Origin of the sequence: Streptomyces clavuligerus, from assembly GCF_005519465.1 — a bacterium.
GTDB lineage: Bacteria > Actinomycetota > Actinomycetes > Streptomycetales > Streptomycetaceae > Streptomyces > Streptomyces clavuligerus.
Genome location: NZ_CP027858.1, coordinates 2,989,174 through 3,012,570, shown reverse-complemented (window position 1 = coordinate 3,012,570; position 23,397 = coordinate 2,989,174). Strand labels below are relative to the sequence as shown.

The following is a 23,397-nucleotide window of genomic DNA, read 5'->3' as shown; positions in this document are numbered from 1 at the left end:
CCGGGCGCTACGGGTTCTCCTGCCCGTAGAAGTCGGCACTCGCGGGCCGCACCGGCCACCGGGCGTCCCCCTGCCGGGTCAGGGGATAGCGCACGGAGAACAGCTCCGCGCTCATGCGGATGTCGTTGACCTCGGCCACGAGGGGGCGGCCTGCGACGGTGACGGTGGAGGTGCGGATGATCCTGAGCAGGGGGACGCCGGGCGGGAGGAGCAGGGCCGCCGTCTCGTCGGGTGACGGGGTTATGGCGGTGATCTCCTCCTCCCAGGCGATGGGCGCCCCCGCCCACTCCTCGATCCGGTCGTAGATCCCGCCCGGGCCCGTCTCCCCGGCCAGCACCGGCAGCGCCGCCACCGCGTCCGGGTGCAGCCAGCTGTCGGTGAGCTGGCGGTGCGCCGCCGTGCCGGGGTCGCCGTTGAGGCGCTCGCGGACCACGACCGGGGTGCCGGGCTCGACGCCGAGTGCCGCCGCGATGTCCCCGGGTACGGGCCGGGTGCCCACCTCGGTCCGGGTCCCGGCGACCGCGCGCCAGTGCTGCACGTTCGCGCCGGAGTAGTAGCCGAGGCTGTCCCGTTCCATGCCCCGGGAACGCACCATCCGGGTCGTGGGCCGCTCGCGCACGGTCGTCCCCGTCCGGCCGCCCCGGTACTCCGCGAGCCCTTCCCGCTTCAGGAGGTTGAGCGCCTCCCGCGCGGTCTGCCGCGACACCCCGTGCTCCTCGGCCAGGGCCTCCATGGTGGGGAGCCGGTCCCCGGGCCTGAGTTCCGCGCGGTGGATGCGGCGGCGAAGCTCGGCCGCGATCTCTTCCGACGTGTGCGCCATCCGGTGCTCCTTCCCGGGTCCCTCCTGGGGGTGCCCCAGCTTAGGGGCCGGCTCAGTCCGGTCGTCCACGCCGACGGGCCCGCGCCGCCGCGCCACCGCCCTGCGGGCCCGGCGCCCCGAGGCCGACCATCTCTACGGCACCGTCTACCGCCTCACCCCGGGCGGGCCGGTCGCGACCCGCAATACGCACACCGCGCGCGCCGCCCGCCACACGTCCTGGTTCCGCGCCGCGCACCTCGCCGTCACCCTGAACGGCGTCACCCCGGTACGGCTCACCCGGCCGCGGTGAACGGCGGTGGCACCGCCGCCCCCGGCAGTCGGAGCACCGCCCGGGTGCCGCCGTCCCCGGGGCTCTCCAGCCGGATCTCGCCGCCCGCCTGCTGGACCGTGCGGGCCACGATCGACAGGCCGAGGCCGGAGCCGGGCAGCGCGCGGGCCGACGGGGAGCGCCAGAACCGTTCGAAGACGTGGGGGAGTTCCTCCGGCGGGATGCCGGGGCCGTGGTCGCGGACCGTGAGCGTCCCGTTCCGCAGCCGTACCTCGACGGTGGAGCCGGGCGGCGAGAACTTCACCGCGTTGTCGAGGACGTTCACCAGCGCGCGTTCCAGCGCGGCCGGTTCGGCCCGGACGTACCAGGGGCCGATGTCCGTCGTGAAGGTCAGCCCCGGCCCGCGCAGCCGGGCCCGGTCGAGGGCCGTCGCGGTGATCTCGTGCAGCGCCACCACGGTCAGCGGGCCGCCCTGGGCGGCGTCCGGCCGGGACAGCTCCTGGAGGTCTCCGATGAGCGAGGCCAGCTCGGCGGTCTGCGCCCGGAGCGAGTCCAGCAGCGCGCTCCGGTCCTCGGGCGGGATCGCCCGCCCGGTGCGCTCGCTGCGCGCCAGCAGCTCGACATTGGTCCGCAACGAGGTCAGCGGGGTGCGCAGCTCATGCCCCGCGTCCGCGATCAGCCGGGCCTGGCGGTCCCGGGAGGAGGCGAGCGCCGCCGTCATCGAGTTGAACGAGCGCGACAGCCGGGCGATCTCGTCCTCGCCCTCGATGGGGATGCGCATGGTCAGATCCTCGGTGCGCGCCACGTGCTCCACGGCCTCCGTGAGCCGGTCGACCGGCTTGAGCCCCGCGCGCGCCACCCACAGCCCGGCCGCGCCCGCGCCGAGGACGCCGACGCCCGCGAGCCCGGTGAGCAGCAGCGCCAGCCGGTTCAGGGCGGTGGTGATCTCGTCGAGCGGCCGGGAGACGGAGACCGCGACCGCCGGTCCGTCGGGGCCGAGCAGCATCCGGGTGGTGTGCACCCGTACCGGGGTGCCGTCGTCCGTGACGCTGTTGTGGAGGGTGCTGTCCAGCACTCCGCGCGCCACGCCGACATCGCTGTTCCTGACCTTCACCGGGGTGGAGTACGGGGCCACACAGCGGGTGCCGTCGGGCGCGACGATCTGGGTGTACGCGAAGCCGGTGGAGCTCTTGGACGCCGGACGGTTCTCGGCACAGGCTTCGTACGCCTGCTCGACCAGGGTGTCCGAGGCCCGGCTGTTGCGGAGGGTGGTGTTCAGCTCCTCGTAGAGCTGCTGCCGGGTGAGCAGCCAGGAGACGACGGCGACGGCGGCGACCGCGACCGCCACGGCGGTGGCCACCAGCAGGGCCAGCCGCGACCGTAGGGGCAGCGTACGGAACCGGCGGATCAGGCCGGTCACGCCTCACCGCCGCGCAGGACGTAGCCCACGCCGCGCACGGTGTGCACGATCCGGGGCTCGCCACCCGCCTCGGTCTTCCGCCGCAGATACATCACATACACATCGAGGGAGTTCGACGTGGGCTCGAAGTCGAAGCCCCAGACGGACTTGAGGATCTGCTCCCGGGTCAGCACCTGACGGGGGTGGGCCAGCAGGAGTTCGAGGAGGGTGAACTCGGTCCGGGTCAGCTCCACGGCCCGTTCGCCCCGGTGGACCTCACGGGTGGCCAGATCCATACGGAGGTCCGCGAACGAGAGGATCTCGTGGCCGTCGTCACCGGACGCGGTGTCCCCGGCGGCGCTCGCGTACGAGCTGCGGCGCAGCAGGGCCCGAATCCGGGCGAACAGCTCGTCCAGTTCGAAGGGCTTGACGAGGTAGTCGTCGGCCCCGGCGTCCAGCCCGGTGACGCGGTCGCCGACGGTGTCCCGCGCGGTCAGCATCAGGACGGGGACGGTGGAGCCGGTGGCGCGCAGCCGCCGGGCGGCGGTCAGACCGTCCATCCGGGGCATCTGGATGTCCAGCACCAGCAGATCCGGACGGTAGCTCTCCGCTTTCGCGAGGGCATCGATCCCGTCGACGGCGACCTCGGTCGCGTAGCCCTCGAAGGCGAGGCTGCGCTGAAGCGCCTCACGGACGGCGGGCTCGTCGTCGACGATGAGGATGCGTTCGCCTTCGCGGGGAGTCGTCATGTCCCCAGCGTCGCACGGGAGGGCTCCGGCCCCGCAGAGGACGCCGGTGGACGGGTGGTACCCCTCGTACCCCTCGTACCGGCCGTACCCCTCGGGTGCCGGGTGCGGTCCGTCCCACCTGTACGCCTCGGGTGCCGGGTGCGGTCCGTCCCACCTGTACGCCTCGGGTGCCGGGTGCGGTCCGTCCCACCTGTACGCCTCGGGTGCCGGGTGCGGTCCGTCCCGCCTGTACGGGAAGCCCCCGGGGCCGCCCGGGAGGCCGCCCGGCGAACCGCCCGGTTCAGCGCTCACCGGCACGGAGGTCGCCGAGGACGCTCGTGACGGTGTCGGACGGGATGGCGAAGCCGAGCCCCACACTGCCCGCGGCACCGCTCGCGCCCGCGGGGGAGTACATGGCCGAGTTGATCCCGATGATCTCCCCGCGCATGTTGATCAGCGCGCCGCCGGAGTTGCCGGGGTTGAGGGACGCGTCGGTCTGGATCGCCTGGTAGGTGGTGGTGCGGTCGCCGGTGTCCCCGTTGAACTGCTGCCCGCCGAACTCGAAGGGCCAGCGGTCGTTCTGCCGCTGCTCCCGGCCCGGCTGCTCCGCGATGGTCACATCGCGATGGAGCGCCGAGACGATTCCGCTGGTCACGGTGTTGCTCAGCCCCTCGGGGGAGCCGATGGCGACGACCTGCTCGCCGACCGCGAGCTTGCCGGATTCGCCGAGGGTCGCCGCCGTGAGGCCCTTGGCGCCCCTCGCCTTGATCAGCGCCAGGTCCTTGCCGGGGTCGGTGCCGACCACGTCGGCGGTGAGGACCCGGCCGTCGCTGAGCCGGACGGAGACCGTGTCCGCTCCGGAGATCACATGGTTGTTGGTGATGATCTCGCCGTCGGAGGTGATGATCACGCCGGAGCCGGTGGACCCGCCGGCCGTCGTGTCGGCACGGATCTCGACGGTGCTGGGCAGGACGGCCGCGGCCACCCCGGCGACCGTCCCCTGGTTGCCGCTGGCGACCGGGGTGCCGTTGATGGGGACGCCCGCGCTGGTCACGGCCGTCTCCTGGCCGGTCACCCGGTCGAGGACGGTGGCCGCGCCGCCGCCGACGGCCGCCGCGAGCACGGCGACGGCGAGCACCAGCGCGACCGGCCGCTTGGCCCGGCGCACGCCATGGGCGACCGGTCCGGCCGGTGGCCGCGCGGGCGGCGGCGGGCAGGCGGCGGGACCATGGGCCCCGCCGTGGGCGGCGTCGGGGGAGAAGGTCCAGGGCTGCTGCGGGTCGTGGGAGTGGTCCGTCATGCTCACGACTCTCGCGCCGCTGGATGAGAACTGTCTGAGCCACCGCTGAGAAGCGCCGCAGAACCGGAGGGGAACGTCCTGAGCGCGTCCGGGGTCCCGCGGGGGCCGGACTCCGGGAGCGGCCCCACCGGGCCGCCGGGCGCCGACCCCGGGCAGGGTCGGACCGGGTCGTGTCCGGGCCCCCTGTGCACCCGGCCCCCTGTGCACCGGCCCCCGACCTGCTCGGGGCCGGGGCCCGCTCGGCGGCGGACGGAGCCGGACGCGTCAGACCCAGACCCGGATGGCCTCCAGCCGCTTGTGCCGGCCCGTCGTCCCCACGGTCACGCTGAGACCGGCCTGGGGCTCCATCCAGCCGAGGTCCTGCACATGCCCCTGCGCGGCCATCGCCCCGAGACCGGTCTCCAGCGTCAGCGCCTCCATCGCGCGGGACTCCCCGGTGGTGCCGACGGTGACCGACGCGCCGTTCGGGGCGCACCGCGTGCGCTCCCAGCCGAGGTCCGCCAGATGGGCGCCGGCGCAGATGCCGCCGGTCTCCGAGGTCGCGATCTCCACCGCCTCGACGGCCCTGTTGCCCCCGACGCTCCCGGCGAGACCGCCGTTGCAGACGGGCGCGAGCCAGCCGATGCCGGTGACATGGGCGCGGTAGCAGACGGACCGGGCCGCCGCCGTCCCGCGCCTGCCCAGCTCGGCCCGCAGCGCCTCGGCGGCGGTCGTCCCGGCGGCGTACCCGCCCGCCCCGGACACCCGCTCCTGCGCCTGCGCGGCCGTCCCCGCGCCCGCGAACCCGAAAGCGCCGACGAGCCCGAGCGCCAGCAGCGCGCGTACCGTTCCCCTGCTTCCCGGCTGGTTCATGCCGCTCCTTCCACGGGTGCTCCGGAGGGTCTTCCGGACGGCTGCGGAGTATGTAGCAAGCGGCGCCGGGGATGGGGAGACAGCCGTCGGACGCTGTCCGGAAAACCTCGCGGAATGACGGGCACCGGTCGGATCGCAAGGCCCGGTCCCGGACGGCACCGGGCCCGGGGGCCGTCCGCCGCACCATCGGCGCGCGGGCCACCCGTACACATCACCGACGAGTGAATCCGCCCGGACCGCGGCCCGGCGCCCGGGTGCGGGGCGCATGATCTCGGCAGAGCTGCCGTTCGGCCGAGTGGGTGGAGATGGCCTGGTTCTGTCCCTGGTGCAAGCGTCCCGACGCCGTCGCCCATGTCGAGAACGCGGCGGGGCTGCATCCGTTCCCCTGCCTCTTCTGCGACTGCTCGACCGTCGCCGGTCCGGTGCTGGGCGTCCGGGAGGCGAGCAGAGTCTGCGCGACCCCCCGCTGCGGCGGGCTCGTCACGGAGACCTTCGGGTACGACGTCCACGGCAGGCTGGCCGAGGTGCGGCGGCGGGGGTGCCCCGAGTGCGGGTCCGCGCTGTCGGCGGCGGAGTGCGGCGGGTGAGACGTGGTCCCACGGCGGTCCGGTGGCCCCGGCGGCCCGCTGACACGGTGGTCGGGTGAGAAGGAGCCCCGGCGGCCGGTGACACGGCGGCCCGGGGCCCGTGGCCGACGGCCCGGTAGGTCCCGGCGGTCCGATGACCACGGCGGCCCGGTGGCCCCGGCGGCCCGCTGACACGGTGGTCCGGTGAGAAGGGGCTCCGGCGGCCCGGTGGGTCAGCCGCAGCCGCAGGAGCGCCGGATCACCAGACCGGACGGGAACTGGCGGACCCGCTCCCGCCGCGAACCGGCGAGCCGCAGCCCCTCGTCCAGGACGAGATCGACGGCGGCGCGCGCCATCGCCGGGCGGTCGGAGGAGACGGTGGTCAGCGGCGGGTCGGTGAGATGGGCTTCCTTGACGTCGTCGAAGCCCGCCACCGCCAGCTCGCGCGGAACGTCGATGCGCAGTTCGCGCGCCGCGCGCAGCACCCCGATGGCCTGGTCGTCGGTGGCACAGAAGATCGCGGGCGGCCGGTCGGGCCCGGACAGCAGCTCCAGGGCGACCTGATACGCCTCATAGCGGTTGAACGGGGCCTTCACCAAACGGCCTTCGACCGAGCGGCCCGACTCCACCATCGCGCGCCGCCAGCCCTCCACATGGTCGGTGACGGGGTCGCCGACCGGCGGGGTCGTGTCGGGGCCGCCGAAGCAGGTCACATACGCGTTGCCGTGCTCCAGCAGATGACGGGTCGCCAGTTGCGCGCCGCCGATGTCGTCGGTGACGACGGCGACGTCGTCCACGCCCTCGGGCCGCTCGTGGAGCAGCACCACCCGGGCCTCCCACGCCTCGATCTCCTGCGCGGCCTGCTCGGTGAGCCCCTGGCTGATCAGCACCAGACCGGCCACCCGCATCCCGAGGAAGGCCCGCAGATAGTGGACCTCGCGCTCCCTGCGGTAGTCCGAGTTGCCGACGAGGACCATCTTTCCGCGCTCGGCCGCCGCCTGTTCCACGGCATGGGCCATCTCCGCGAAGAACGGCTGCCGGGCATCCGGGACGATCATGCCTATGAGATCCGTCCGGCGGGACGCCATCGCCTGCGCGACCCGGTCGGGCCGGTATCCCAGCTCCTTGATCGCGGCGAGTACTCGCTCCCGTGTGGCCGGGGCGACCGGCCGGGGTCCGTTGTTGATGACGTAGCTGACGACGGCGGTCGAAGTCCCCGCCAGTCGCGCAACATCGTCCCGCGTCACCTTGGCCACGCGCGGCAGTCTACGCGGGGTGACCTACCGCTGGGCAGGGCGTACGGCGGTCTTGTGCCGCTTCGTGACCTGCTCCGGACGGTCCGCCGCCGCGGCGGCCTCCGTCGCCTCCCGTTCGACCTTCTCCGGCGAGACGAAGCGGTATCCAACATTCCGCACGGTGCCGATGAGCGACTCGTGCTCCGGGCCCAGCTTGGCGCGAAGACGCCGTACATGGACATCGACGGTGCGGGTCCCGCCGAAGTAGTCGTAGCCCCAGACCTCCTGGAGGAGCTGGGCGCGGGTGAAGACCCGGCCCGGGTGCTGCGCCAGATACTTCAGCAGCTCGAACTCCTTGAAGGTCAGATCCAGCACCCGGCCCTTGAGCTTCGCGCTGTAGGTGGCCTCGTCGACCGAGAGATCACCGTTGCGGATCTCCATGGGGGAGTCGTCCAGACCGATCTGGCGGCGGCCCAGGGCCAGCCGCAGCCGGGCCTCGACCTCCGCCGGGCCCGCCGTGTCGAGCAGGACGTCGTCGATGCCCCAGTCGGCGGTGACGGCGGCGAGCCCGCCCTCGGTCACCACCAGGATCAGCGGACAGCCGGGGCCGGTGGAGCGCAGCAGTTGACAGAGGGAGCGCACCTGCGGCAGATCGCGGCGCCCGTCGACCAGGATCGCGTCGGCGCCGGGCGTGTCCACGAGGGCGGGGCCCTCGGCGGGGGCCACCCGCACGGAGTGCAGCAGCAGCCCCAGGGCGGGCAGGACCTCCGTCGAGGGCTGGAGGGCGTTGGTCAGCAGGAGCAGGGAACTCATCGCGCGCCTCCCGCCCGGGGTGCCCGCGGCGCCGTCCCGCGGTGGTGGCGCCTTCGGCTGTGCACGGTTCGCTCGCCCATTGCGTCGGTTCCTCCTCGGTCCCCGCGAGGACATGTACGCGGCCTGCTTCGTACGGTTGGTTCACCTGCCTGTAACAACGAGCAGGAAACACAAAAGGACCCGGGGGCTGCGTCGCCCGAGTCCTCTTCCGGCCACCATAACGCAGATGGGGCCCGCGCCAGAGGGTCCGTTCATACTCCGGACCCCGGTGCGCTTCCCGGGGACTCCCGGAGCGAAACCACCCGTACTCTCCTTCATACCCTTAATACCTCGTACGGCGCTCGGAGCGAAGCCCGGCGGCGGACACCGCGGGACCCCGTGCGACCCGGCGGCACCGGCACGGCGGCCCGGCCGACCGGGCCCACGGCCCCGTGGGATGGCTCATGATGGATGCCGACGAAGGGAGTCGCGCATGCCGGCGGGGACGATCCGCTACTGGGCCGCAGCCAAGGCGGCGGCCGGGACGGCGGAGGAGCCGTACACGGCGGGGACGCTCGCCGAGGCGCTGACGGTGGTGTGTCAGCGGCACCCCGGGGAGCTGACGCGGGTCCTGGAGCGGTGCTCGTTCCTGGTCGACGGCGCACCCGTCGGGAACCGGGCCCATGAGACCGTACGGCTGGTCGACGGCGGCACGGTCGAGGTGCTCCCGCCGTTCGCAGGAGGGTGAACCGCACAGCATGAGCAGTGATCAGCAGTATCCGTACGGGCAGCAGCCCCATCCGGCGGACCGGGGGCCGTACCCGGGGCCCTATCCCGGGCCGGACGACCCGTATCAGGGATACCCGGAGTACCCGGGCCATCAGCAGCCGACGGACGCGCAGGCGACCCACGCGCGGTCCGCGTATCAGCAGCAGCCGTCCCATCCGCAGCCGACGCATCAGCCGCCGACGCATCAGCATCAGCCGTACGCGCCGCAGGACCCGTACAGCGGTGGGAACCCCTATCAGCAGCAGCCCTATCAGCAGCAGACGCCGTACGGGGTGCCGCAGCCGCAGCCGTACGGGCAGCCGCAGGCGTATCCGCAGCCCGCGCCCGTGCCGCAGGAGGGCGCCGCCCAGACCTGGGAGGGGGAGACCTGGGACACCTCGTACCAGCCCGTCCTGCGCTCTGAGCCCCCCGCCCCGCACGGGGCCGCGCCGGGGCACGCCGACGGGCAGACCGCGTATCTGCCGCCCGTGACCGACGGTCCCGCCGGGTACGGGACGCCCGCCGCCGGTGGTCCCCACAACGGGACGGGGGGCCGTCCGCTGCCGCCCGAGGCTCCCGCCGCCCCGTACGAGCAGGCTCCCGCGCCCGCCCCGGCGCCGCCCGCTCCGCCCACCGGGCCCGACGGCTACACCACCCCCACCACCGGTGGCGCCGTCCGCCTCACCGCCGCCCAGCGCGCCCGGGCCGAGGGCCGCTCGCCGATCATCCCGCCGGGCATCCAGCCCGCCGCCGTGACCGCGGGACTCTCGCTGCTGCTCGCGGTGGGCGCCGCGATCCACACCTCCGCGCTGCTCGTCCCCCTCGTCCTGCTCCAGGCCGTCACCGCCGCGGGCTGGTTCCGGCTCAACGGCATGTGGCCCGCCCGCCAGGGCATCGCCCTCGCCTTCGCGGGCGCGCTGGTCTCCGACGCGGCCCTGCTGGCGGCGGGCCGCGAGAACGCGCCGACCGCCATCCTCGGCACGCTCGGCGTCTGGGTGCTGATCGGTATCGTGCTCACGCTCCGCAGCCGCGCCTCGTCGGACGAGCGGATGTCCGGGCTCATGGCGACGGTCGTCTCGGCGGCCCTGGCGATCCTCGCGACCGCGTATCTCGCCGCCCCGGACAAGGCCGTGGTCGCGGGCGTCTGCGCCGTCGCGGCGGCCACCGTGGTCCGGGCGCTCCCGGCGCGCGGCCCCGTCTCCGTGGCGGCCTCGCTGCTCGCGGGCGGCGCGGTGGGCGCGGCGACCGCCGGAATGCTCTCGCTGGGCGCCGCCGACGGCGGGGTCCTGGGTGTGTCGGCGGCGGTTCTCGCCCTGATCGGGCTGCGGGTGGCGAGCTACGACTACCCGTCGCGGTTTGTCCACTTCACCGCCGGGGTCGCGCTGCCGCTGACGGCCGCCGCGCCCGCGCTCTACGTGCTGGGCCGGGTGCTCGTCTGACCCCCGGGGCCGGGCCGTCCGCCCGGCCCCCGACGGCACGGGCCCGGGCCGCGTCCCGGGCCCGTGCCGTTCTCTTTCCGCCCCTCGGCGGCCCCTCGGCACCCGGCCGGCGCGGGGCGTCAGGAACCAAGGCGTCCGCCCGGACGTCGATGTCTGAGGACAGGCGTTGTCGTCCAGCCGTTCCGGGACCATGCCTTCCGGTTCGTGGTGAGGGGCGCGCGTACACGGACGAACGAAGGTGGGCCACCGGACCATGCGTGCACTGCGAATAACCTTGATCACGGCCGTTGTCCTCGGCGGTCTCTTCGTCGCCGCCGACCGCATCGCGGTCCATGTCGCGGAGGGTGAGGCAGCCGACCGGATCAAGGCCACGCAGGGTCTCTCCGCCACCCCCGAGGTCTCCATCAAGGGCTTTCCCTTCCTGACCCAGATCGCGAACAGGCAGCTCGACGAGGTCGACGTCAGCGTCACCGGCATCGACGCCACGGCCGGTGGCCGCACGGTCGCCGTCTCCGAGGTCCGGGCCGAGCTGGCCGATGTACGGATCGGCGGCAACTTCGCCTCGGCCACCGCCGCCCGCGCGGAGGGCTCCGCCCGGGTCTCGTACGAGGATCTGACCAAGTCCGCGCCGAGCGGGGCCACCGTCGGCTACGCGGGCCCGGAGCGCGCCGCCAAGGGCCAGGTCAAGGTCACGGGCCCGTCGGTCCAGCTCCTGGAGGGCGCGGGCGTCGCGATCCCCGACGCGATCAAGGGCGTGCTGGGCAACGAGGAGATCGAGGTCTACAGCACCATCGAGGCGGGGGAGAGCGGCACGGTACGGCTGAAGGCCGACTCCCTGCCCGAGATCCCCGTCCCGGGCTTCGACACCGAGCTGCGCCGGGCCGTGGACTACGACCTGAGGATCGACGGCCTGCCGGGCGGGATCACGTTGAACCGCGCCAAGGCGGACGAGACCGGGCTGACCTTCCTGGGGACGGGGCAGGGCGTCTCGCTGGTGGGCTGAGCCCGCCCCCTTCACGGCTCTCGGCGGCGACGCCCCACGGCTCTCGGCGGCGGGCCCCACGGGGCCCGGCGGCGGCGGTCCGTCCGCGCGGTGTCCTCAGTGGTCCGGACGGTCCGTCCGCGCTGTGCCGCCGAGCAGCCGGGCGAGCTGGCGGCCCGCCGTCAGCAGGGGCCGCTCGTCCCGGGTGACCTGGGCGCACAGCTCGGCGCCCTCCAGGGTGCAGACGACCGTGACGGCCAGCTCCGCCGCCTCGTCCGCGGGCACACCGCTCCCGCGCAGCTTCGCCTCGAAGATCTCCTGCCAGTGGATGAACGCGGCCGACGCGGCGCCCTGGATGTCGGGCAGCCGCCCCGCCGTGCCCAGCGCGGTGGCCGTGACCGGGCAGCCGTCGAGCCAGTCGGACTCCCGCAGCCCCTCGGCGAGGCTGCGGGTCACGGCGAGGACCGCCTCCGCCGGGTCCGGCTCGCCGTCCAGCAGCTCCCGCAGGATCACGGTGAACTCCTCGTCGCCCCGGTGGACGGCGGCGACGGCGAGTTCCTGTTTGCCGCCGGGGAAGAAGTGGTAGACGGAGCCCAGGGTCGCCCCCGCCTCCTGCGCGATCTGCTTGATCCCGGTGCCGTCGTACCCCTGGCGCTGCATCAGCAGGGAGGCCGCCCGCACGATCCGCTCCCGGGTGCCGGGCGTCCCCTGCGGCTCCTCGGCCCCGGGTGTGTGGCGTGTCCTGGTCTTCATCCTGCCGAATCTAGTGGATGGAACGTCCATTACAGAACCCGTGTGCACAGGCGGCGGACGGGACACCCGCCGGGCGGGGACGGGACGCCTGCGGGGCGCGCGCGAGGGAGACGCGAGGGAGAGCGGGGGACGGGGCCGGAGCGCCGAGCGGTCATGGCCGCATGCTGAGACGTCCCTGTCCGACAGGCAGAAGAAGTGCCGGAACCAGCCGTCGCCGGGGGTGCGCCGGAGTCCCTTTCCGTGGTCGAGATTCCGAATCCCGGACGTTTCCGTCTCATTATTCGACATGGCGGTGACATGGCGGCCGACTCGTCCCTACGATCGGACGCATGAAGCGACAGGCGGATCTCACGAAGCGGCGGGCAGTCGACCTGTGCCGCGTCGCCGCCATGCTCTGTCGCACTGTCTGAGCGGGACCCCCGTCGAGCGGGCGCGTCCCATCGCTCTCTGTCCCCCCGGCCCTTCGACCTCTGTGATCAGGGCCGTCCCCGTGCGGGCCACGACGCCTCTGACGCGTACCCGCGCAGTCTCATCAGTCTCATCAGCAACCCCGCCGCATACTGCCCCGGAGGAGAAACAGCATGAGCCGCAGCGACGTCCTCGTCGACGCCGACTGGGTCGAGGCGCACCTCGACGACCCGCAGGTCGCCATCGTGGAGGTGGACGAGGACACCTCGGCGTACGAGAAGAACCACATCCGGAACGCCATCCGGATCGACTGGACCAAGGACCTCCAGGACCCGGTCCGCCGCGACTTCATCGACCAGGAGGGCTTCGAGAAGCTGCTCTCCGCGAAGGGGATCGCGAACGACACCACCGTCGTCCTCTACGGCGGCAACAACAACTGGTTCGCGTCCTACGCCTACTGGTACTTCAAGCTCTACGGCCACGACAGCGTGAAGCTGCTCGACGGCGGTCGCAAGAAGTGGGAGCTGGACTCCCGCGACCTCGTCGACGGCGACCAGGTGCCGCAGCGCGCGGCCACCGAGTACCGCGCCCAGCCGCAGAACCTGGCGATCCGCGCCTTCCGTGACGACGTCGTCGCCGCGATCGGCGCCCAGAACCTGGTCGACGTGCGCTCCCCCGACGAGTTCAGCGGCAAGCTGCTCGCCCCGGCGCACCTGCCGCAGGAGCAGTCGCAGCGCCCCGGCCATGTGCCCAGCGCGCGCAACATCCCCTGGTCCAAGAACGCCAACGACGACGGCACCTTCAAGTCGGACGACGAGCTGCGGGCGCTCTACACCGACGAGCAGGTCGACCTGGCCAAGGACACCATCGCCTACTGCCGCATCGGCGAGCGCTCGGCCCTGACCTGGTTCGTCCTGCACGAGCTGCTGGGTGTCGAGAACGTCAAGAACTACGACGGCTCCTGGACCGAGTACGGCTCCCTCGTCGGCGTGCCGATCGAGCTCGGCGCCAACACGTGACGTCCTGAGCAACGTCCCGCGAGCAGTCCCGTCCCGCGAATCTTTGGAGAAGCTGTATGTGTGGAGCGAAGGCCGGCGGCCCCGACGCCTCGACGATCAAGCCCGGTGAGACGACGATCCAGGGCCAGGTGACCCGCGACGGCGAGCCCGTCACCGGTTATGTCCGCCTGCTGGACTCGACCGGCGAGTTCACGGCCGAGGTCCCGACCTCGGCGACCGGGCAGTTCCGCTTCTACGCCGCGGAGGGCACCTGGACCGTGCGCGCCCTGGTTCCGGGCGGCACGGCGGACCGTACCGTCGTCGCGCAGACCGGCGGTCTGTCCGAGGTCGCGATCGCGGTCTGACCGCGCCCGGCCGCGACGCTGTCGCGGCCGACGGGCAGCCGGCCGTGACCGGTCGCCCGCCGAGAACGGCCGAGGGGCCGCACCCCAGGGGGTTGGACGCCACTGGGTGGGGTGCGGCCCTTCGGTATGCGCGGGTGCCGGTGGAGTCCGCGACCGGCCACGGACGGGCCACGGACCGGGACGGCGGCCGTCCCCGGTCGTACGCTGGAGACATGTACGCACGGCGGCGGCGTGCCTATTTCGTGCTGATGGGCGTGTGCCTCTTCCTCTTTGTCTCCGCCTGGTCCTATGTCCGGCTGTTCTCGGTCCCGGCGGCCGTGGCGCTGTGCGTCGTCGCCATGGTCATCCCGCCCATCGCGGTGATCGTCGCCAACCGCCGGGGGCCGGACGACCGCTGGTGGGACGATCCGTCCGGCGACCCCGAGTCGGACCGCTGGTGGGACGAGCTGGACGGGAAACGGGGCCCCCGCCCCTGAGCCGGGCAGCGCCCGGGCCTTCCGGCCGCCCTGTCCGCGGGCCTTCGACGGGCCCTCCTCGCGGGCCTTCGGCGTCGACGGTCCGCTTCCGGCCGCCCTGGCTGCTCCGGCCGCCTTGGCTGTTCCCGCTCCCCTAGTAGACGAGCGCCTGGACGCCGTCCGCCATGATCTCGCTGACGAAGACCTGCGCGCCCGCGATCCGCACCCCGTCGAGGACGTCCTCCTCCGTGATCTCCCGCCGTGCCGCGCACTGCGTGCACAGGGTGATCCGGCCGCCCGCCCGGATGGACTCGATCAGGTCCGGCAGCGGGGCGGCGTGCGGCAGCTCGAACCCGGCCGCCCGGTCCGGCAGCGCGAACCATGAGGACTCGCCGGTCAGCCAGAGCGAGACCTCGACACCGCTGGCGACGGCGACCGCCGCCACGGTGAAGGCCTGGGAGCAGCGCTCCGGGGCGTCGGCCCCCGCGGTCACCTTGATCACGAGCTTCTTGTCCATGGTCCGCACTGTAGTCCGCGCCCCCGTGCGGGCCGCTCCGGGCGCCCCGCCGCGACGGCCCCCCGGCGGGGCGTGGCGACGGCTCCCGGCAGGCTGTGACGACCGTCCCGGCGGGGCGTGGCGACCGCCCTCACAGAGAGAGCCGGGCCCTCACCCATTAGGCTGGGGCCCGGACCGTACAACGCCCACCGCTCACCCGAGGAGCACTCCGTGCTTGAGGCATTCTTCGAAGCCCTGCTGGTCCTGGTCTGCATCGGCGTCGGCGCCTTTGCGTTCCTGACCGTGAAGAAGCTGTACCAGGGTCAGCGCTGATCCGGCCCGTCCGCCCCGTATCTACAGATCGCCAGAGCTGCTCATGATCGAGATTCCGTCCGACCTCAATCCGGACCTCGTGCCCCTCGCCTTCCTCCTCGGGACCTGGGAGGGGGCGGGCGTGTCCGACTTCCCGGGCGCCGAGAAGTGCAACTTCGGCCAGTCCGTCACCTTCAGCCACGACGGCCGTGACTTCCTGGAGTACGCCTCGCACGCGTGGGTGCTGGACTCCGAGGGCAACACGGTCCGGCCGCTGGAGAGCGAGCACGGCTACTGGCGCATCGACAAGGACCGCAAGGTCGAGATCGTCATGGTCCGTGACCAGGGCATCGTGGAGGTCTGGTACGGCGAGCTGGCCGACCAGAAGCCGCAGATCGACCTGGCGACCGACGCCGTGGCCCGGACGGGCGCGTCCGGCCCGTACAGCGGTGGCAAGCGGCTCTACGGCTATGTGAAGGGCGATCTGATGTGGGTGGGCGAGAAGGCCACCCCCGAGGTCCCGCTGCGGCCGTACATGTCCGCGCACCTGAAGAAGATCACTGAGGCCCAGCCGCAGACCGTCACCCCGGAGGAGGTCGAGTCCTGGGCGAAGGACCTCGGTGACCTTCCCGACGACGGGATCGCCTTCTTCAAGTAGGCCCGCCCCGTCACGGGCCCGACCCCTGGCGGGCAGGTCCGTACACCCCGCGCCTCCGTGCCCCCGGCTCCCTGTGGACCGGGGGCACGCTTGCGTCGCCTGCCTACACTGGGATACGTGGTGAGCACCGACTGGAAGAGCGACCTCCGGCAGCGCGGCTACCGTCTGACGCCGCAGCGCCAGCTGGTGCTGGAGGCCGTCGACGCGCTGGATCACGCGACGCCGGACGACATCCTCTGCGAGGTGCGCAGGACCGCGTCCGGGGTCAATATCTCCACCGTCTACCGGACGCTGGAGCTGCTGGAGGAGCTGGGCCTCGTCTCCCACACCCACCTCGGGCACGGCGCGCCCACCTACCATCTCGCCGATCGCCATCACCATATCCATCTCGTCTGCCGGGACTGCACGGATGTGATCGAGACAGATGTCGACTTCGCCGCCGACTTCACCGCCAAGCTGCGTGAGACGTTCGGCTTCGACACCGATCTCAAGCACTTCGCGATCTTCGGCCGCTGCCAGGGCTGCACCTCGTCCCGGACGGACCGGGCGGACCGGACGGATCAGGCGGACCGGGCGGAGCGGAGGGACGGGCCGGACGGGACGGACCGGGTGGCCCGCCCCGCAGCGCCGTCCGCGTCCGGGGCCTCCCGCGCTCCCGGGGCCTCGACCAGCGGGTCGTAGGCTTGGCCCATGGCCACTGTGAAGAGCCCCCTGCTGTCCCAGCCCGGCGCGGTCCCCGCCGAGGGAGCCGACGAAGGCGTCGCCGCGCACTACGGCGACATCTTCCGTGAACAGCGCGCGCTCGCGGACGGCACCGGCCTCGTCGACCTCTCGCACCGCGGCGTCCTCACCGTCACCGGCGAGGACCGGCTCGCCTGGCTGCATCTGCTGCTCACCCAGCACATGACGGAGCTGCCGCCGGGGCGGGCGACGGAGGCGCTGATCCTCTCCGCCAACGGCCATGTCGAGCACGCGCTCTACCTCGTCGACACCGGGGACACGGTCTGGGCCCATGTCGAGCCCGGCTCCCAGGAGGAGCTGATCGCCTATCTGGAGTCGATGAAGTTCTTCTACCGGGTCGAGGTCGCCGACCGCACCGACGACATCGCCGTGGTGCATCTGCCCGCGGGCTCCATCGCCGAGGTGCCCGAGACCCCCGGGACCACCGAGACCGTCGTCGTCCGGGAGACCCCGCACGGCCGGGACCTCTTCCTGCCCCGGGAGCGGCTGGAGTCCTACGCCGCGGCGAACGGGCCGCTCGCCGGTGTCCTCGCGTACGAGGCGCTGCGGGTCGAGGCCCACCGGCCCCGGGTGGGCTTCGAGACCGATCACCGGACCATCCCGCACGAACTGGGGTGGATCGGTACGGCCGTCCATCTCCAGAAGGGGTGCTACCGGGGTCAGGAGACCGTCGCCCGGGTGCAGAACCTGGGCAAGCCGCCGCGCCGGCTGGTCTTTCTCCATCTGGACGGCAGCGAGGTGCACCTGCCCGCGGCGGGGACGCCGATCCGGCTGGCCGCCGACGGCGAGGAGGGCCGCCAGCTCGGATTCGTCACCACGTCGGCCCGCCATCACGAGCTGGGGCCGATCGCGCTGGCGCTGGTGAAGCGGAACGTCCCGGTGGACGCCGCGCTGATCGCGGGGACCACGGCGGCGTCCCAGGAGACGGTCGTCGAGCCGTAGACCGTCCCCGGACGGCACGCCCTAGATCTCCAGCAGCACCGTGAACGGGCCCTGGTTCGTCAGCGAGACCCGCATGCTCGCCCCGAACCGGCCCGTCTCCACCCGGGCGCCCAGCGCCCTGAGCTGCCGTACCACCTCGTCGACCAGCGGCTCGGCCACCGGTCCCGGCGCGGCGGCGCTCCAACTGGGGCGGCGGCCCTTCCGGGCGTCCCCATAGAGGGTGAACTGCGAAATCACCAGCAAGGGCGCATTCGCCTCCGAGCAGGACTTCTCGCCCTCCAGAATCCGCAGCGACCACAGCTTGCGGGCGAGCTGCGCCGCCTTCGCCGGGGTGTCGTCGTGGGCGACCCCCACCAGCACACACAGTCCCTCGCCGAAGATCTCGCCGACGGGCTCGGTGTCGGCCCCCTCTGTCACGGCGACGCTCGCGCCGTCCACCCTCTGCACCACTGCACGCATACAGACCAACCTATCTGGGGCTGAACGGGTGCAGAGCGCCTGCGTCGGGAGCGCCCGGAATGGCACGATGCAGGAAGGCGGTGCGCGCTCGCGGCCCTTCGGGCCCCGGGGGGAACCCAGGCACCGGTCAAGGGGACGGACAGACGCATATGAGCACATCTGGAACCGGGCAGCCGACCGGTCCCGTATCGACTCCCGGGCTCCCGCTGCCGACGGTCCGGGCGGGGCGCCCCGGCCCGGCGGTTCCCGGGGCCCCGGGAATGCCGGGAGTGCCGGGGATCTCGGGGGGCCCGGGGGCTCCCGGGGGGCCGGGGCTCCCGGGGGTGCCGTCGCTCGCGGCGGCCGTTCCGGCGATGGCCCACGGGCCTCAGGGTCCCCACGGCCCCCAGGGCCGCCCGGCCGGTCCGGGCTCCCCCCTCTGTCCGCCCGCGCCGCGCGCCACCCTGGACGCCCTGGCCGACCCCCCGCAGTACGATCTGCGCACCCTGAGCCTGCCCGAACTGCGGACCCTGCGCCGGGAGTCCCAGCGGGACGAGGCCGATCTCAGCTATGTCCGGCGGATGCTCCACGGCCGGATCGACATCCTCCGCGCCGAGCTGGCCCGGCGCACGGAGTCCCAGGTTCCGGTGGTGCGGAGCCTGGTGGTGGACCGGCTCTCCGAGATCCTCGCCGACAGCCCCTCCAGCCATCGCAGACCCGCCCGCCATGTGACGCTCTCCACACCGCAGAACGAGGAGTACCGCACCCTCGCCGCCGACATGCTCGCCGATGTGGAGCTGTCCGACCTCTCGGCCAGGACCGATGACGAGCTGCACACCGGAATGGGGCGGCTCATCCGCTACGAACAGCAGGTCTCGTGCCGTCGACAGCGGCTTCAGCGGACAGCGGACGATTGCAGTGCGGAGATTGCGCGCAGGTACCGTGAAGGGGAAGCGCATGTCGACGACCTGCTCACCCGGTGACCCGCTGACCTGGCTCGATCTGATCAGATCACGCTGATCCGAGCAGCTCCGGCCTGGAGCGGACCGTCCGGAAGCGGGTACCCCCACCACCCCGCAACGGAGGCCGATGATGTCCCCTGCCGCCATACCCCCGGTCCTCGCCGAGGTCGTACGATCCGGCTTCGTCGAGGGCCGTCACCGGGGCTCGCTGGTCGTCCTCGCGGCCGACGGCAGGGTGGAACTGGCGCTGGGCGACCCCGACGCGCCCGTCTTCCCGCGCTCCGCCAACAAGCCCTTCCAGGCCGCCGCCGTCCTCCGCGCCGGACTCGACCTCTCCGGCGAACGGCTCGCGCTGGCCGCCGCCAGCCACTCCGGCGAGCACTTCCACCTCGACCTGGTCCGGACGATGCTCGCCGAGCAGCGGCTCACCGAGGACGACCTCCAGACCCCGCCCGATCTGCCGCTGGACCCCGTCGAGGCGGAGAGCTATCTCGCCCGGGGGCTGGTCCGGGACAAGGTCACGATGAACTGCTCCGGCAAGCACACCGCGATGCTCGCCGTCTGCGCGCTCAACGGCTGGGACCGGGAGGGGTACCTCGACCCGGCCCACCCGCTCCAGCGGCTCGTCCGCACCGTCCTGGAGGAGGCCGCGGGCGAGCCCGTCGCGGCCGTCGGCACCGACGGCTGCGGGGCGCCCCTGCTGGCGGTCGGCCTGACCGGTCTGGCGCGCGCCTTCCGCTCCCTCGTCCTCGCGGAGCCGGGCTCCGCCGGGCGGCGGGTCGCCGACGCGATGCGGGCCCACCCCGAGTATGTGGCGGGCACCCGCCGCCCCGACACCTGGCTGATGCGCGAGGTCCCGGGCACCCTCTCCAAGATGGGCGCGGAGGCCGTCCAGGCGGTGGCGCTCCCCGATGGGCGGGCCCTCGCCTTCAAGATCGACGACGGTGCCGCGCGCGCCCTCGGCCCGGTCCTCGCCCGGAGCCTCGGACTGCTCGGCGTCGAATCCCCGGTCCTCGACCGGATCGGCCGTTCCCCGCTGCTGGGCGGCGCGACCGAGGTCGGGGAGGTCCGCGCGGCCTTCTGAGACCGCGCGGCCCTCCGGGGACGGTGCGGCCCTCCGGTGCGGCGGGGCGTTCCGGGGCGGCCCGGCACGGGCGGGGAACGGTGCGCGGAGCACTTATCACGCGGTGATGGCGCGGCGCCGAAGGAGTGATTCCGATGCACCGTCAACCCCGTTGACCTGCACCGCTGTCGGACCGTCGGGCGCGTGGGCCACAGCTTTCTCAGGGCGTTCTCAGAAACCCGTACAACCATCTGTCCCTGTCCCATGTCTGGATGGAAGAGTCGGGTGACCCGACCGGCCCTCCGGGCCTCCGCGCGTCGTGCGCCGCGGAGCCCGCCCCTTCGAACTGGGACGTGCATGCGCTCTCGTACAACGGCCGCCGTTCTGCCCGGCGCCCTGGCCCTGGCCGCGTTCGGCGTGCCGTCGGCCGAGGCCGGGGCCGACACCCTTTCGGCCGCGTCCGGCCGTGCGGGCGCCCCGGCGGTCAACGAGTCCGTACCGCCCACGGTGTGGGACGTCGTGGTCAACGGGGGCGAGCCGGTCGTCCTCGGCACACACGCGGCCAAGAAGGTCACGGTCACTTTCCGGGCCTCCCACGCGGAAGGCATCTTCGACGCCTCCACGGTGCTCTGGTACGGAACCTCGCCCGAGGAGAAGGAAGCCAGGATTCCGGCGGACGGGCTGGTCACCGCCTGCACCTCCGGCACCACGGTGAGCTGTACGGCGGATGTCACCATCGCTCCGCGGACCCATCTGGAGCGGAACGCCTTCGCGGGCGCCGCCTGGAAGGCCGAGCTCTCCGTGGTGGCCAACGGCGGCGACGAGGTCGAGCTGCCCGCCGCCCGGACCTTCAGCGTCCAGCGCGCCGCCCGGCTCACCGTGAACGCCTCGCCCGAGCCGGTCCGCCAGGGCAAGGTCATCACCGTCACCGGAGCCTTGACCCGGGCCGACTGGGAGACGTACAAGTACTCCGGTTACTCCGGACAGTCGGTGAAGCTCCAGTTCCGTAAGGCCGGGACGGACGCGTACACCACGTTGGGGACGGTCAGGACCGACAGCAGGGGTCAGCTCAGCACCACGCTGACGGCCGAGTCCGACGGGTACTTCCGGTACAGCTTCGTCAGCACCCCCACCACCCAGGGGGTGAACGCGACGGGCGACTACGTCGACGTCGTCTGAGACTCCTCGGGCCACGGCCCCTGGGTGCGCGGGGGCGTCCAGGGACCGTGGCCCGGGGTATTCCGCCCGCGGGTCCGGCCGCTTCCCGCGGTTCCGGTTACCCGGTGGTTCCGGTCAGCCCCGGCGCGGCTGGGTGAACCGCAGCATGTTCCCCGCCGGGTCGCGGAAGGCGCAGTCGCGTACGCCGTACGGCTGGTCCATCGGCTCCTGCACCACATCGCCGCCCGCGGCACGGATCCGCTCGAAGGCGGCGTCGACGTCGTCGGTACGGAAGATGACGCCGCGCAGCAGGCCCTTGGCCATCAGCTCGGCCATCGCCCGCCGGTCGGCCTCCGGGGCGTGCGGGTCCGCGAGCGGCGGTTCGAGGACGATCTCCACGTCCGGCTGTGCGGGTGAGCCGACGGTGACCCAGCGCATGCCCTCGAATCCGACGTCGTTGCGGACTTCGAGACCGAGCGCGTCCCGGTAGAAGGCGAGCGCCTTGTCGTGGTCGTCGACGGCGATGAAGCATTGTGAGAGTGCGATATCCATGTCCCTCACGCTAGGATCCGTCGGCTGATTCCGCTTCTCCGTTCCTGACCGGTTCGGCCGGCCTGTCCTCCGCCCGGCCTCCGCCCGGTTCCCCGCCTCTGACCGGCCGGGTGCGGGACCGTGCGACACAGGAGGGAACGGTGGCGCCGTGGCTGTGGTCGCGGGCCCGGTAGGCGCTCGGACTCTCGCCGACCAGCTCGGTGAAGCGTGAGCTGAACGAGCCCAGCGAGGTGCAGCCGACCGCGAGGCAGACCTCCGTCACCGACAGGTCGCCCCGCCGCAGCAGCGCCTTGGCCCGCTCGATCCGGCGGGTCATGAGATAGCTGTACGGGCTCTCGCCGTAGGCGGCGCGGAAGCTGCGCGAGAAGTGCCCCGGCGACATGAGGGCGACCCGCGCCAGCGCCGCCACGTCCAGCGGCTCCGCGTACGCGCGGTCCATGAGGTCGCGCGCCCGGCGCAGCCGGACGAGATCGGCGAGGCCGTCGGCATCGGAGGAAGGCACAGGGGCACGGTACCGACCACCGGACGGGCTGGCCAGAAATATGGATAAACCCCCTGGAGAAGGGGCATACGCATCGAGTGCCTCCACGGTGGCGCGTGGTGTGGCGCACTTTTGCAAGCGACTGCTTGCAAAAGTTAGCAAGGGTGGGCACCATCGGTGGCATGGCATCACTCAACGTCGGCAATCTCGGTGAGTACCTGCGGGAGCAGCGGCGCACGGCCCAGCTCTCACTGCGGCAGCTCGCCGACGCCGCCGGGGTGTCCAATCCGTATCTGAGCCAGATCGAGCGCGGGCTGCGCAAGCCGAGCGCGGAGGTGCTCCAGCAGGTCGCCAAGGCGCTGCGGATCTCCGCCGAGACGCTGTACGTGCGGGCCGGGATTCTCGACGAGCGGGACCGGGACGAGCTGGAGACCCGGGCCGTCATCATCGCCGACCCCTCCATCAACGAGCGGCAGAAGGCCGTACTGCTCCAGATCTACGACTCCTTCCGCAAGGAGAACGCGGTGGAGGCGGAGGCCGGGTACCCGGCCCCGGGTGCCGACGGCGCCGCGGGTGCGGACCGCTGCATAGCGGACGCGGGAGCCGGAACGGGCCCGGGGACGGGCACCGACCCGGACCCGGGGACGGAGACGGACCCGGAGACGGACCCGGGCACGGCACCGCATCCGCACTCCCGCGCCGCGGCGGACACCACGGCCGACGGGCCCCGCGCCGCGGGCGGCCCGGACGACGCCGGCACACCCTCACACTGATCGCGTTCCAGGAGGATTACCCATGGCCATCACCGACGACCTCCGCAAGACGTTCACCGACCCCACCCCCCTCTACTTCGCCGCCGGAACGGCCGACCTCGCCGTCCGGCAGGCCCGGAAGGTGCCCGCGCTCATCGAGCAGATCGCCGCCGAGGCGCCCGGACGGATCGACGCGGTCCGCAACACCGACCCCAAGGCCGTCCAGGAGAAGGTCACCGGCCAGGCCAAGGAGGCCCAGGCCACCGTCCAGGCCGTGGTCAACGATGTGATCGGCGGCTTCGACAGCGATCTGAAGAAGCTCGGCGAGACTGCCCAGGACCTCGCGCTGCGGGGTGTGGGCGTCGCCGCCGAGTACGCGGTCAAGGCCCGTGAGACCTACGAGAAGGTTGCCGGGCACGGCGAGCAGACCGTGCGGTCCTGGCGCGGTGAGGCCGCCGAGGAGATCACGGAGATCGCCGTCGCCGTCGAGCCCGAGCCGAAGGCCGGTCCGGAGGCGAAGGCCGCGGCGAACCCCACGCGGACCCGGCAGCCCCGCAAGCCCGCCGCGGACGCGCCCGCGAAGCCCGCCGCCCGGAAGCCCGCCGCGCGCAAGGCCGCGCCGAAGAAGACCGCTCCCGTCGCCGAGTAAGGGCGTGCGCGACGGCCGGGCCGGGCACCTTTCGGGGTGCCCGGCTCGTTCCACAGGTAACGTGG

At 73.0% G+C, this 23,397-nt stretch carries 28 protein-coding genes; 16 read left to right on the top strand and 12 right to left on the bottom strand.

What is annotated here, in order from left to right:
• Positions 1 to 7 precede the first annotated feature (7 nt).
• The 5 genes from CRV15_RS12580 to CRV15_RS12555 form a co-directional block, all read right to left on the bottom strand.
• The gene (locus CRV15_RS12580; protein ID WP_003961252.1) at positions 8 to 820 is read right to left on the bottom strand and encodes a GntR family transcriptional regulator; all 813 of its coding nucleotides are present in this window, start codon (positions 818 to 820) and stop codon (positions 8 to 10) included.
• 272 nt (positions 821 to 1,092) lie between these two features.
• The gene (locus tag CRV15_RS12570; protein ID WP_003953540.1) at positions 1,093 to 2,508 is read right to left on the bottom strand and encodes a HAMP domain-containing sensor histidine kinase; all 1,416 of its coding nucleotides are present in this window, start codon (positions 2,506 to 2,508) and stop codon (positions 1,093 to 1,095) included.
• Positions 2,505 to 3,236 (bottom strand): response regulator transcription factor, encoded by a 732-nt coding sequence (locus CRV15_RS12565; RefSeq protein WP_003953539.1) that lies wholly within the window; start codon positions 3,234 to 3,236, stop codon positions 2,505 to 2,507. Before CRV15_RS12565 ends, CRV15_RS12570 begins: the two co-directional genes overlap by 4 nt.
• A 280-nt stretch (positions 3,237 to 3,516) precedes the next feature.
• Entirely contained in the window at positions 3,517 to 4,515 is a 999-nt protein-coding gene (locus CRV15_RS12560) for a S1C family serine protease (protein WP_003961254.1), read from the bottom strand.
• A gap of 264 nt (positions 4,516 to 4,779) precedes the next feature.
• Complete coding sequence (locus CRV15_RS12555) at positions 4,780 to 5,367, bottom strand: polysaccharide deacetylase (RefSeq protein ID WP_009997065.1); 588 nt, start codon at positions 5,365 to 5,367, stop codon at positions 4,780 to 4,782.
• 305 nt (positions 5,368 to 5,672) lie between these two features.
• On the opposite strand from CRV15_RS12555, the gene CRV15_RS12550 reads away from it, so the two are divergent.
• Entirely contained in the window at positions 5,673 to 5,954 is a 282-nt protein-coding gene (locus tag CRV15_RS12550) for a hypothetical protein (protein WP_003961256.1), read from the top strand.
• A gap of 212 nt (positions 5,955 to 6,166) precedes the next feature.
• On the opposite strand, the gene CRV15_RS12545 is transcribed toward CRV15_RS12550, so the two are convergent.
• Positions 6,167 to 7,189: a LacI family DNA-binding transcriptional regulator gene (locus CRV15_RS12545; RefSeq protein ID WP_003953534.1), complete on the bottom strand. Its 1,023-nt coding sequence runs from the start codon at positions 7,187 to 7,189 to the stop codon at positions 6,167 to 6,169.
• Between the two features lie 24 nt (positions 7,190 to 7,213).
• On the bottom strand, positions 7,214 to 7,981 hold the full coding sequence (locus CRV15_RS12540; RefSeq protein ID WP_003953532.1) for a response regulator transcription factor: 768 nt from the start codon (positions 7,979 to 7,981) through the stop codon (positions 7,214 to 7,216).
• Positions 7,982 to 8,453: 472 nt separating this feature from the next.
• Here CRV15_RS12540 and CRV15_RS12535 point away from each other — a divergent pair, with 472 nt between their 5' ends.
• The 3 genes from CRV15_RS12535 to CRV15_RS12525 all read left to right on the top strand — a co-directional run bounded on the left by CRV15_RS12535 (position 8,454) and on the right by CRV15_RS12525 (position 11,170).
• Positions 8,454 to 8,708 carry a MoaD/ThiS family protein gene (locus tag CRV15_RS12535; protein WP_003953531.1) on the top strand — a complete coding sequence of 85 codons (255 nt, stop codon included), beginning with the start codon at positions 8,454 to 8,456 and terminating at the stop codon, positions 8,706 to 8,708.
• A 10-nt stretch (positions 8,709 to 8,718) separates the two neighbouring features.
• A complete protein-coding gene (locus tag CRV15_RS12530; protein WP_003961259.1) occupies positions 8,719 to 10,167 on the top strand; it encodes a hypothetical protein in 1,449 nt (482 codons plus the stop codon).
• 253 nt (positions 10,168 to 10,420) lie between these two features.
• Complete coding sequence (locus CRV15_RS12525; RefSeq protein WP_003961260.1) at positions 10,421 to 11,170, top strand: LmeA family phospholipid-binding protein; 750 nt, start codon at positions 10,421 to 10,423, stop codon at positions 11,168 to 11,170.
• A 96-nt stretch (positions 11,171 to 11,266) separates the two neighbouring features.
• Here the strand turns inward: CRV15_RS12525 and CRV15_RS12520 are convergent, their stop codons facing one another.
• Complete coding sequence (locus tag CRV15_RS12520; RefSeq protein ID WP_003953527.1) at positions 11,267 to 11,902, bottom strand: TetR/AcrR family transcriptional regulator; 636 nt, start codon at positions 11,900 to 11,902, stop codon at positions 11,267 to 11,269.
• A gap of 329 nt (positions 11,903 to 12,231) precedes the next feature.
• Here CRV15_RS12520 and CRV15_RS37875 point away from each other — a divergent pair, with 329 nt between their 5' ends.
• The 4 genes from CRV15_RS37875 (at position 12,232) to CRV15_RS12505 (ending at position 14,149) form a co-directional block, all read left to right on the top strand.
• On the top strand, positions 12,232 to 12,312 hold the full coding sequence (locus CRV15_RS37875; RefSeq protein ID WP_350203226.1) for a putative leader peptide: 81 nt from the start codon (positions 12,232 to 12,234) through the stop codon (positions 12,310 to 12,312).
• A 171-nt stretch (positions 12,313 to 12,483) separates the two neighbouring features.
• On the top strand, positions 12,484 to 13,329 hold the full coding sequence (locus tag CRV15_RS12515) for a sulfurtransferase (protein ID WP_003953526.1): 846 nt from the start codon (positions 12,484 to 12,486) through the stop codon (positions 13,327 to 13,329).
• Between the two features lie 56 nt (positions 13,330 to 13,385).
• Complete coding sequence (locus tag CRV15_RS12510) at positions 13,386 to 13,673, top strand: DUF1416 domain-containing protein (RefSeq protein ID WP_003953525.1); 288 nt, start codon at positions 13,386 to 13,388, stop codon at positions 13,671 to 13,673.
• 134 nt (positions 13,674 to 13,807) lie between these two features.
• Positions 13,808 to 14,149 (top strand): DUF3099 domain-containing protein, encoded by a 342-nt coding sequence (locus CRV15_RS12505; protein ID WP_009997067.1) that lies wholly within the window; start codon positions 13,808 to 13,810, stop codon positions 14,147 to 14,149.
• 133 nt (positions 14,150 to 14,282) lie between these two features.
• Here the strand turns inward: CRV15_RS12505 and CRV15_RS12500 are convergent, their stop codons facing one another.
• Positions 14,283 to 14,645, bottom strand: a complete 363-nt coding sequence (locus CRV15_RS12500; protein ID WP_003961263.1) for a DsrE family protein — start codon at positions 14,643 to 14,645, stop codon at positions 14,283 to 14,285.
• 355 nt (positions 14,646 to 15,000) lie between these two features.
• Here CRV15_RS12500 and CRV15_RS12490 point away from each other — a divergent pair, with 355 nt between their 5' ends.
• From CRV15_RS12490 to ygfZ, 3 genes are all read left to right on the top strand, one after another.
• Positions 15,001 to 15,594 carry a heme-binding beta-barrel domain-containing protein gene (locus tag CRV15_RS12490; protein WP_003953521.1) on the top strand — a complete coding sequence of 198 codons (594 nt, stop codon included), beginning with the start codon at positions 15,001 to 15,003 and terminating at the stop codon, positions 15,592 to 15,594.
• A 117-nt stretch (positions 15,595 to 15,711) separates the two neighbouring features.
• Positions 15,712 to 16,275, top strand: a complete 564-nt coding sequence (locus CRV15_RS12485; RefSeq protein WP_003953520.1) for a Fur family transcriptional regulator — start codon at positions 15,712 to 15,714, stop codon at positions 16,273 to 16,275.
• A gap of 18 nt (positions 16,276 to 16,293) precedes the next feature.
• Positions 16,294 to 17,277 carry a CAF17-like 4Fe-4S cluster assembly/insertion protein YgfZ gene (gene ygfZ / locus CRV15_RS12480; protein ID WP_003953519.1) on the top strand — a complete coding sequence of 328 codons (984 nt, stop codon included), beginning with the start codon at positions 16,294 to 16,296 and terminating at the stop codon, positions 17,275 to 17,277.
• A gap of 21 nt (positions 17,278 to 17,298) precedes the next feature.
• Here the strand turns inward: ygfZ and dtd are convergent, their stop codons facing one another.
• Positions 17,299 to 17,736 carry a D-aminoacyl-tRNA deacylase gene (dtd, locus tag CRV15_RS12475; protein WP_003953518.1) on the bottom strand — a complete coding sequence of 146 codons (438 nt, stop codon included), beginning with the start codon at positions 17,734 to 17,736 and terminating at the stop codon, positions 17,299 to 17,301.
• Between the two features lie 353 nt (positions 17,737 to 18,089).
• On the opposite strand from dtd, the gene CRV15_RS12470 reads away from it, so the two are divergent.
• From CRV15_RS12470 to CRV15_RS12460, 3 genes are all read left to right on the top strand, one after another.
• Positions 18,090 to 18,698 (top strand): RsiG family protein, encoded by a 609-nt coding sequence (locus tag CRV15_RS12470; RefSeq protein WP_231629317.1) that lies wholly within the window; start codon positions 18,090 to 18,092, stop codon positions 18,696 to 18,698.
• A 106-nt stretch (positions 18,699 to 18,804) separates the two neighbouring features.
• Positions 18,805 to 19,761 (top strand): asparaginase, encoded by a 957-nt coding sequence (locus tag CRV15_RS12465; RefSeq protein ID WP_003953516.1) that lies wholly within the window; start codon positions 18,805 to 18,807, stop codon positions 19,759 to 19,761.
• 336 nt (positions 19,762 to 20,097) lie between these two features.
• Positions 20,098 to 20,919 (top strand): hypothetical protein, encoded by an 822-nt coding sequence (locus CRV15_RS12460; RefSeq protein ID WP_009997075.1) that lies wholly within the window; start codon positions 20,098 to 20,100, stop codon positions 20,917 to 20,919.
• Positions 20,920 to 21,033: 114 nt separating this feature from the next.
• On the opposite strand, the gene CRV15_RS12455 is transcribed toward CRV15_RS12460, so the two are convergent.
• Together CRV15_RS12455 and CRV15_RS12450 are read right to left on the bottom strand one after the other, a co-directional pair.
• Positions 21,034 to 21,450 (bottom strand): VOC family protein, encoded by a 417-nt coding sequence (locus tag CRV15_RS12455; protein WP_003953514.1) that lies wholly within the window; start codon positions 21,448 to 21,450, stop codon positions 21,034 to 21,036.
• 10 nt (positions 21,451 to 21,460) lie between these two features.
• Entirely contained in the window at positions 21,461 to 21,952 is a 492-nt protein-coding gene (locus tag CRV15_RS12450) for a helix-turn-helix transcriptional regulator (protein WP_003953513.1), read from the bottom strand.
• Positions 21,953 to 22,113: 161 nt separating this feature from the next.
• On the opposite strand from CRV15_RS12450, the gene CRV15_RS12445 reads away from it, so the two are divergent.
• Both CRV15_RS12445 and CRV15_RS12440 read left to right on the top strand, forming a co-directional pair.
• A complete protein-coding gene (locus CRV15_RS12445) occupies positions 22,114 to 22,704 on the top strand; it encodes a helix-turn-helix domain-containing protein (RefSeq protein ID WP_009997081.1) in 591 nt (196 codons plus the stop codon).
• Between the two features lie 22 nt (positions 22,705 to 22,726).
• Positions 22,727 to 23,332, top strand: a complete 606-nt coding sequence (locus CRV15_RS12440; protein ID WP_003953511.1) for a hypothetical protein — start codon at positions 22,727 to 22,729, stop codon at positions 23,330 to 23,332.
• The last annotated feature ends 65 nt before the right edge of the window (positions 23,333 to 23,397 follow it).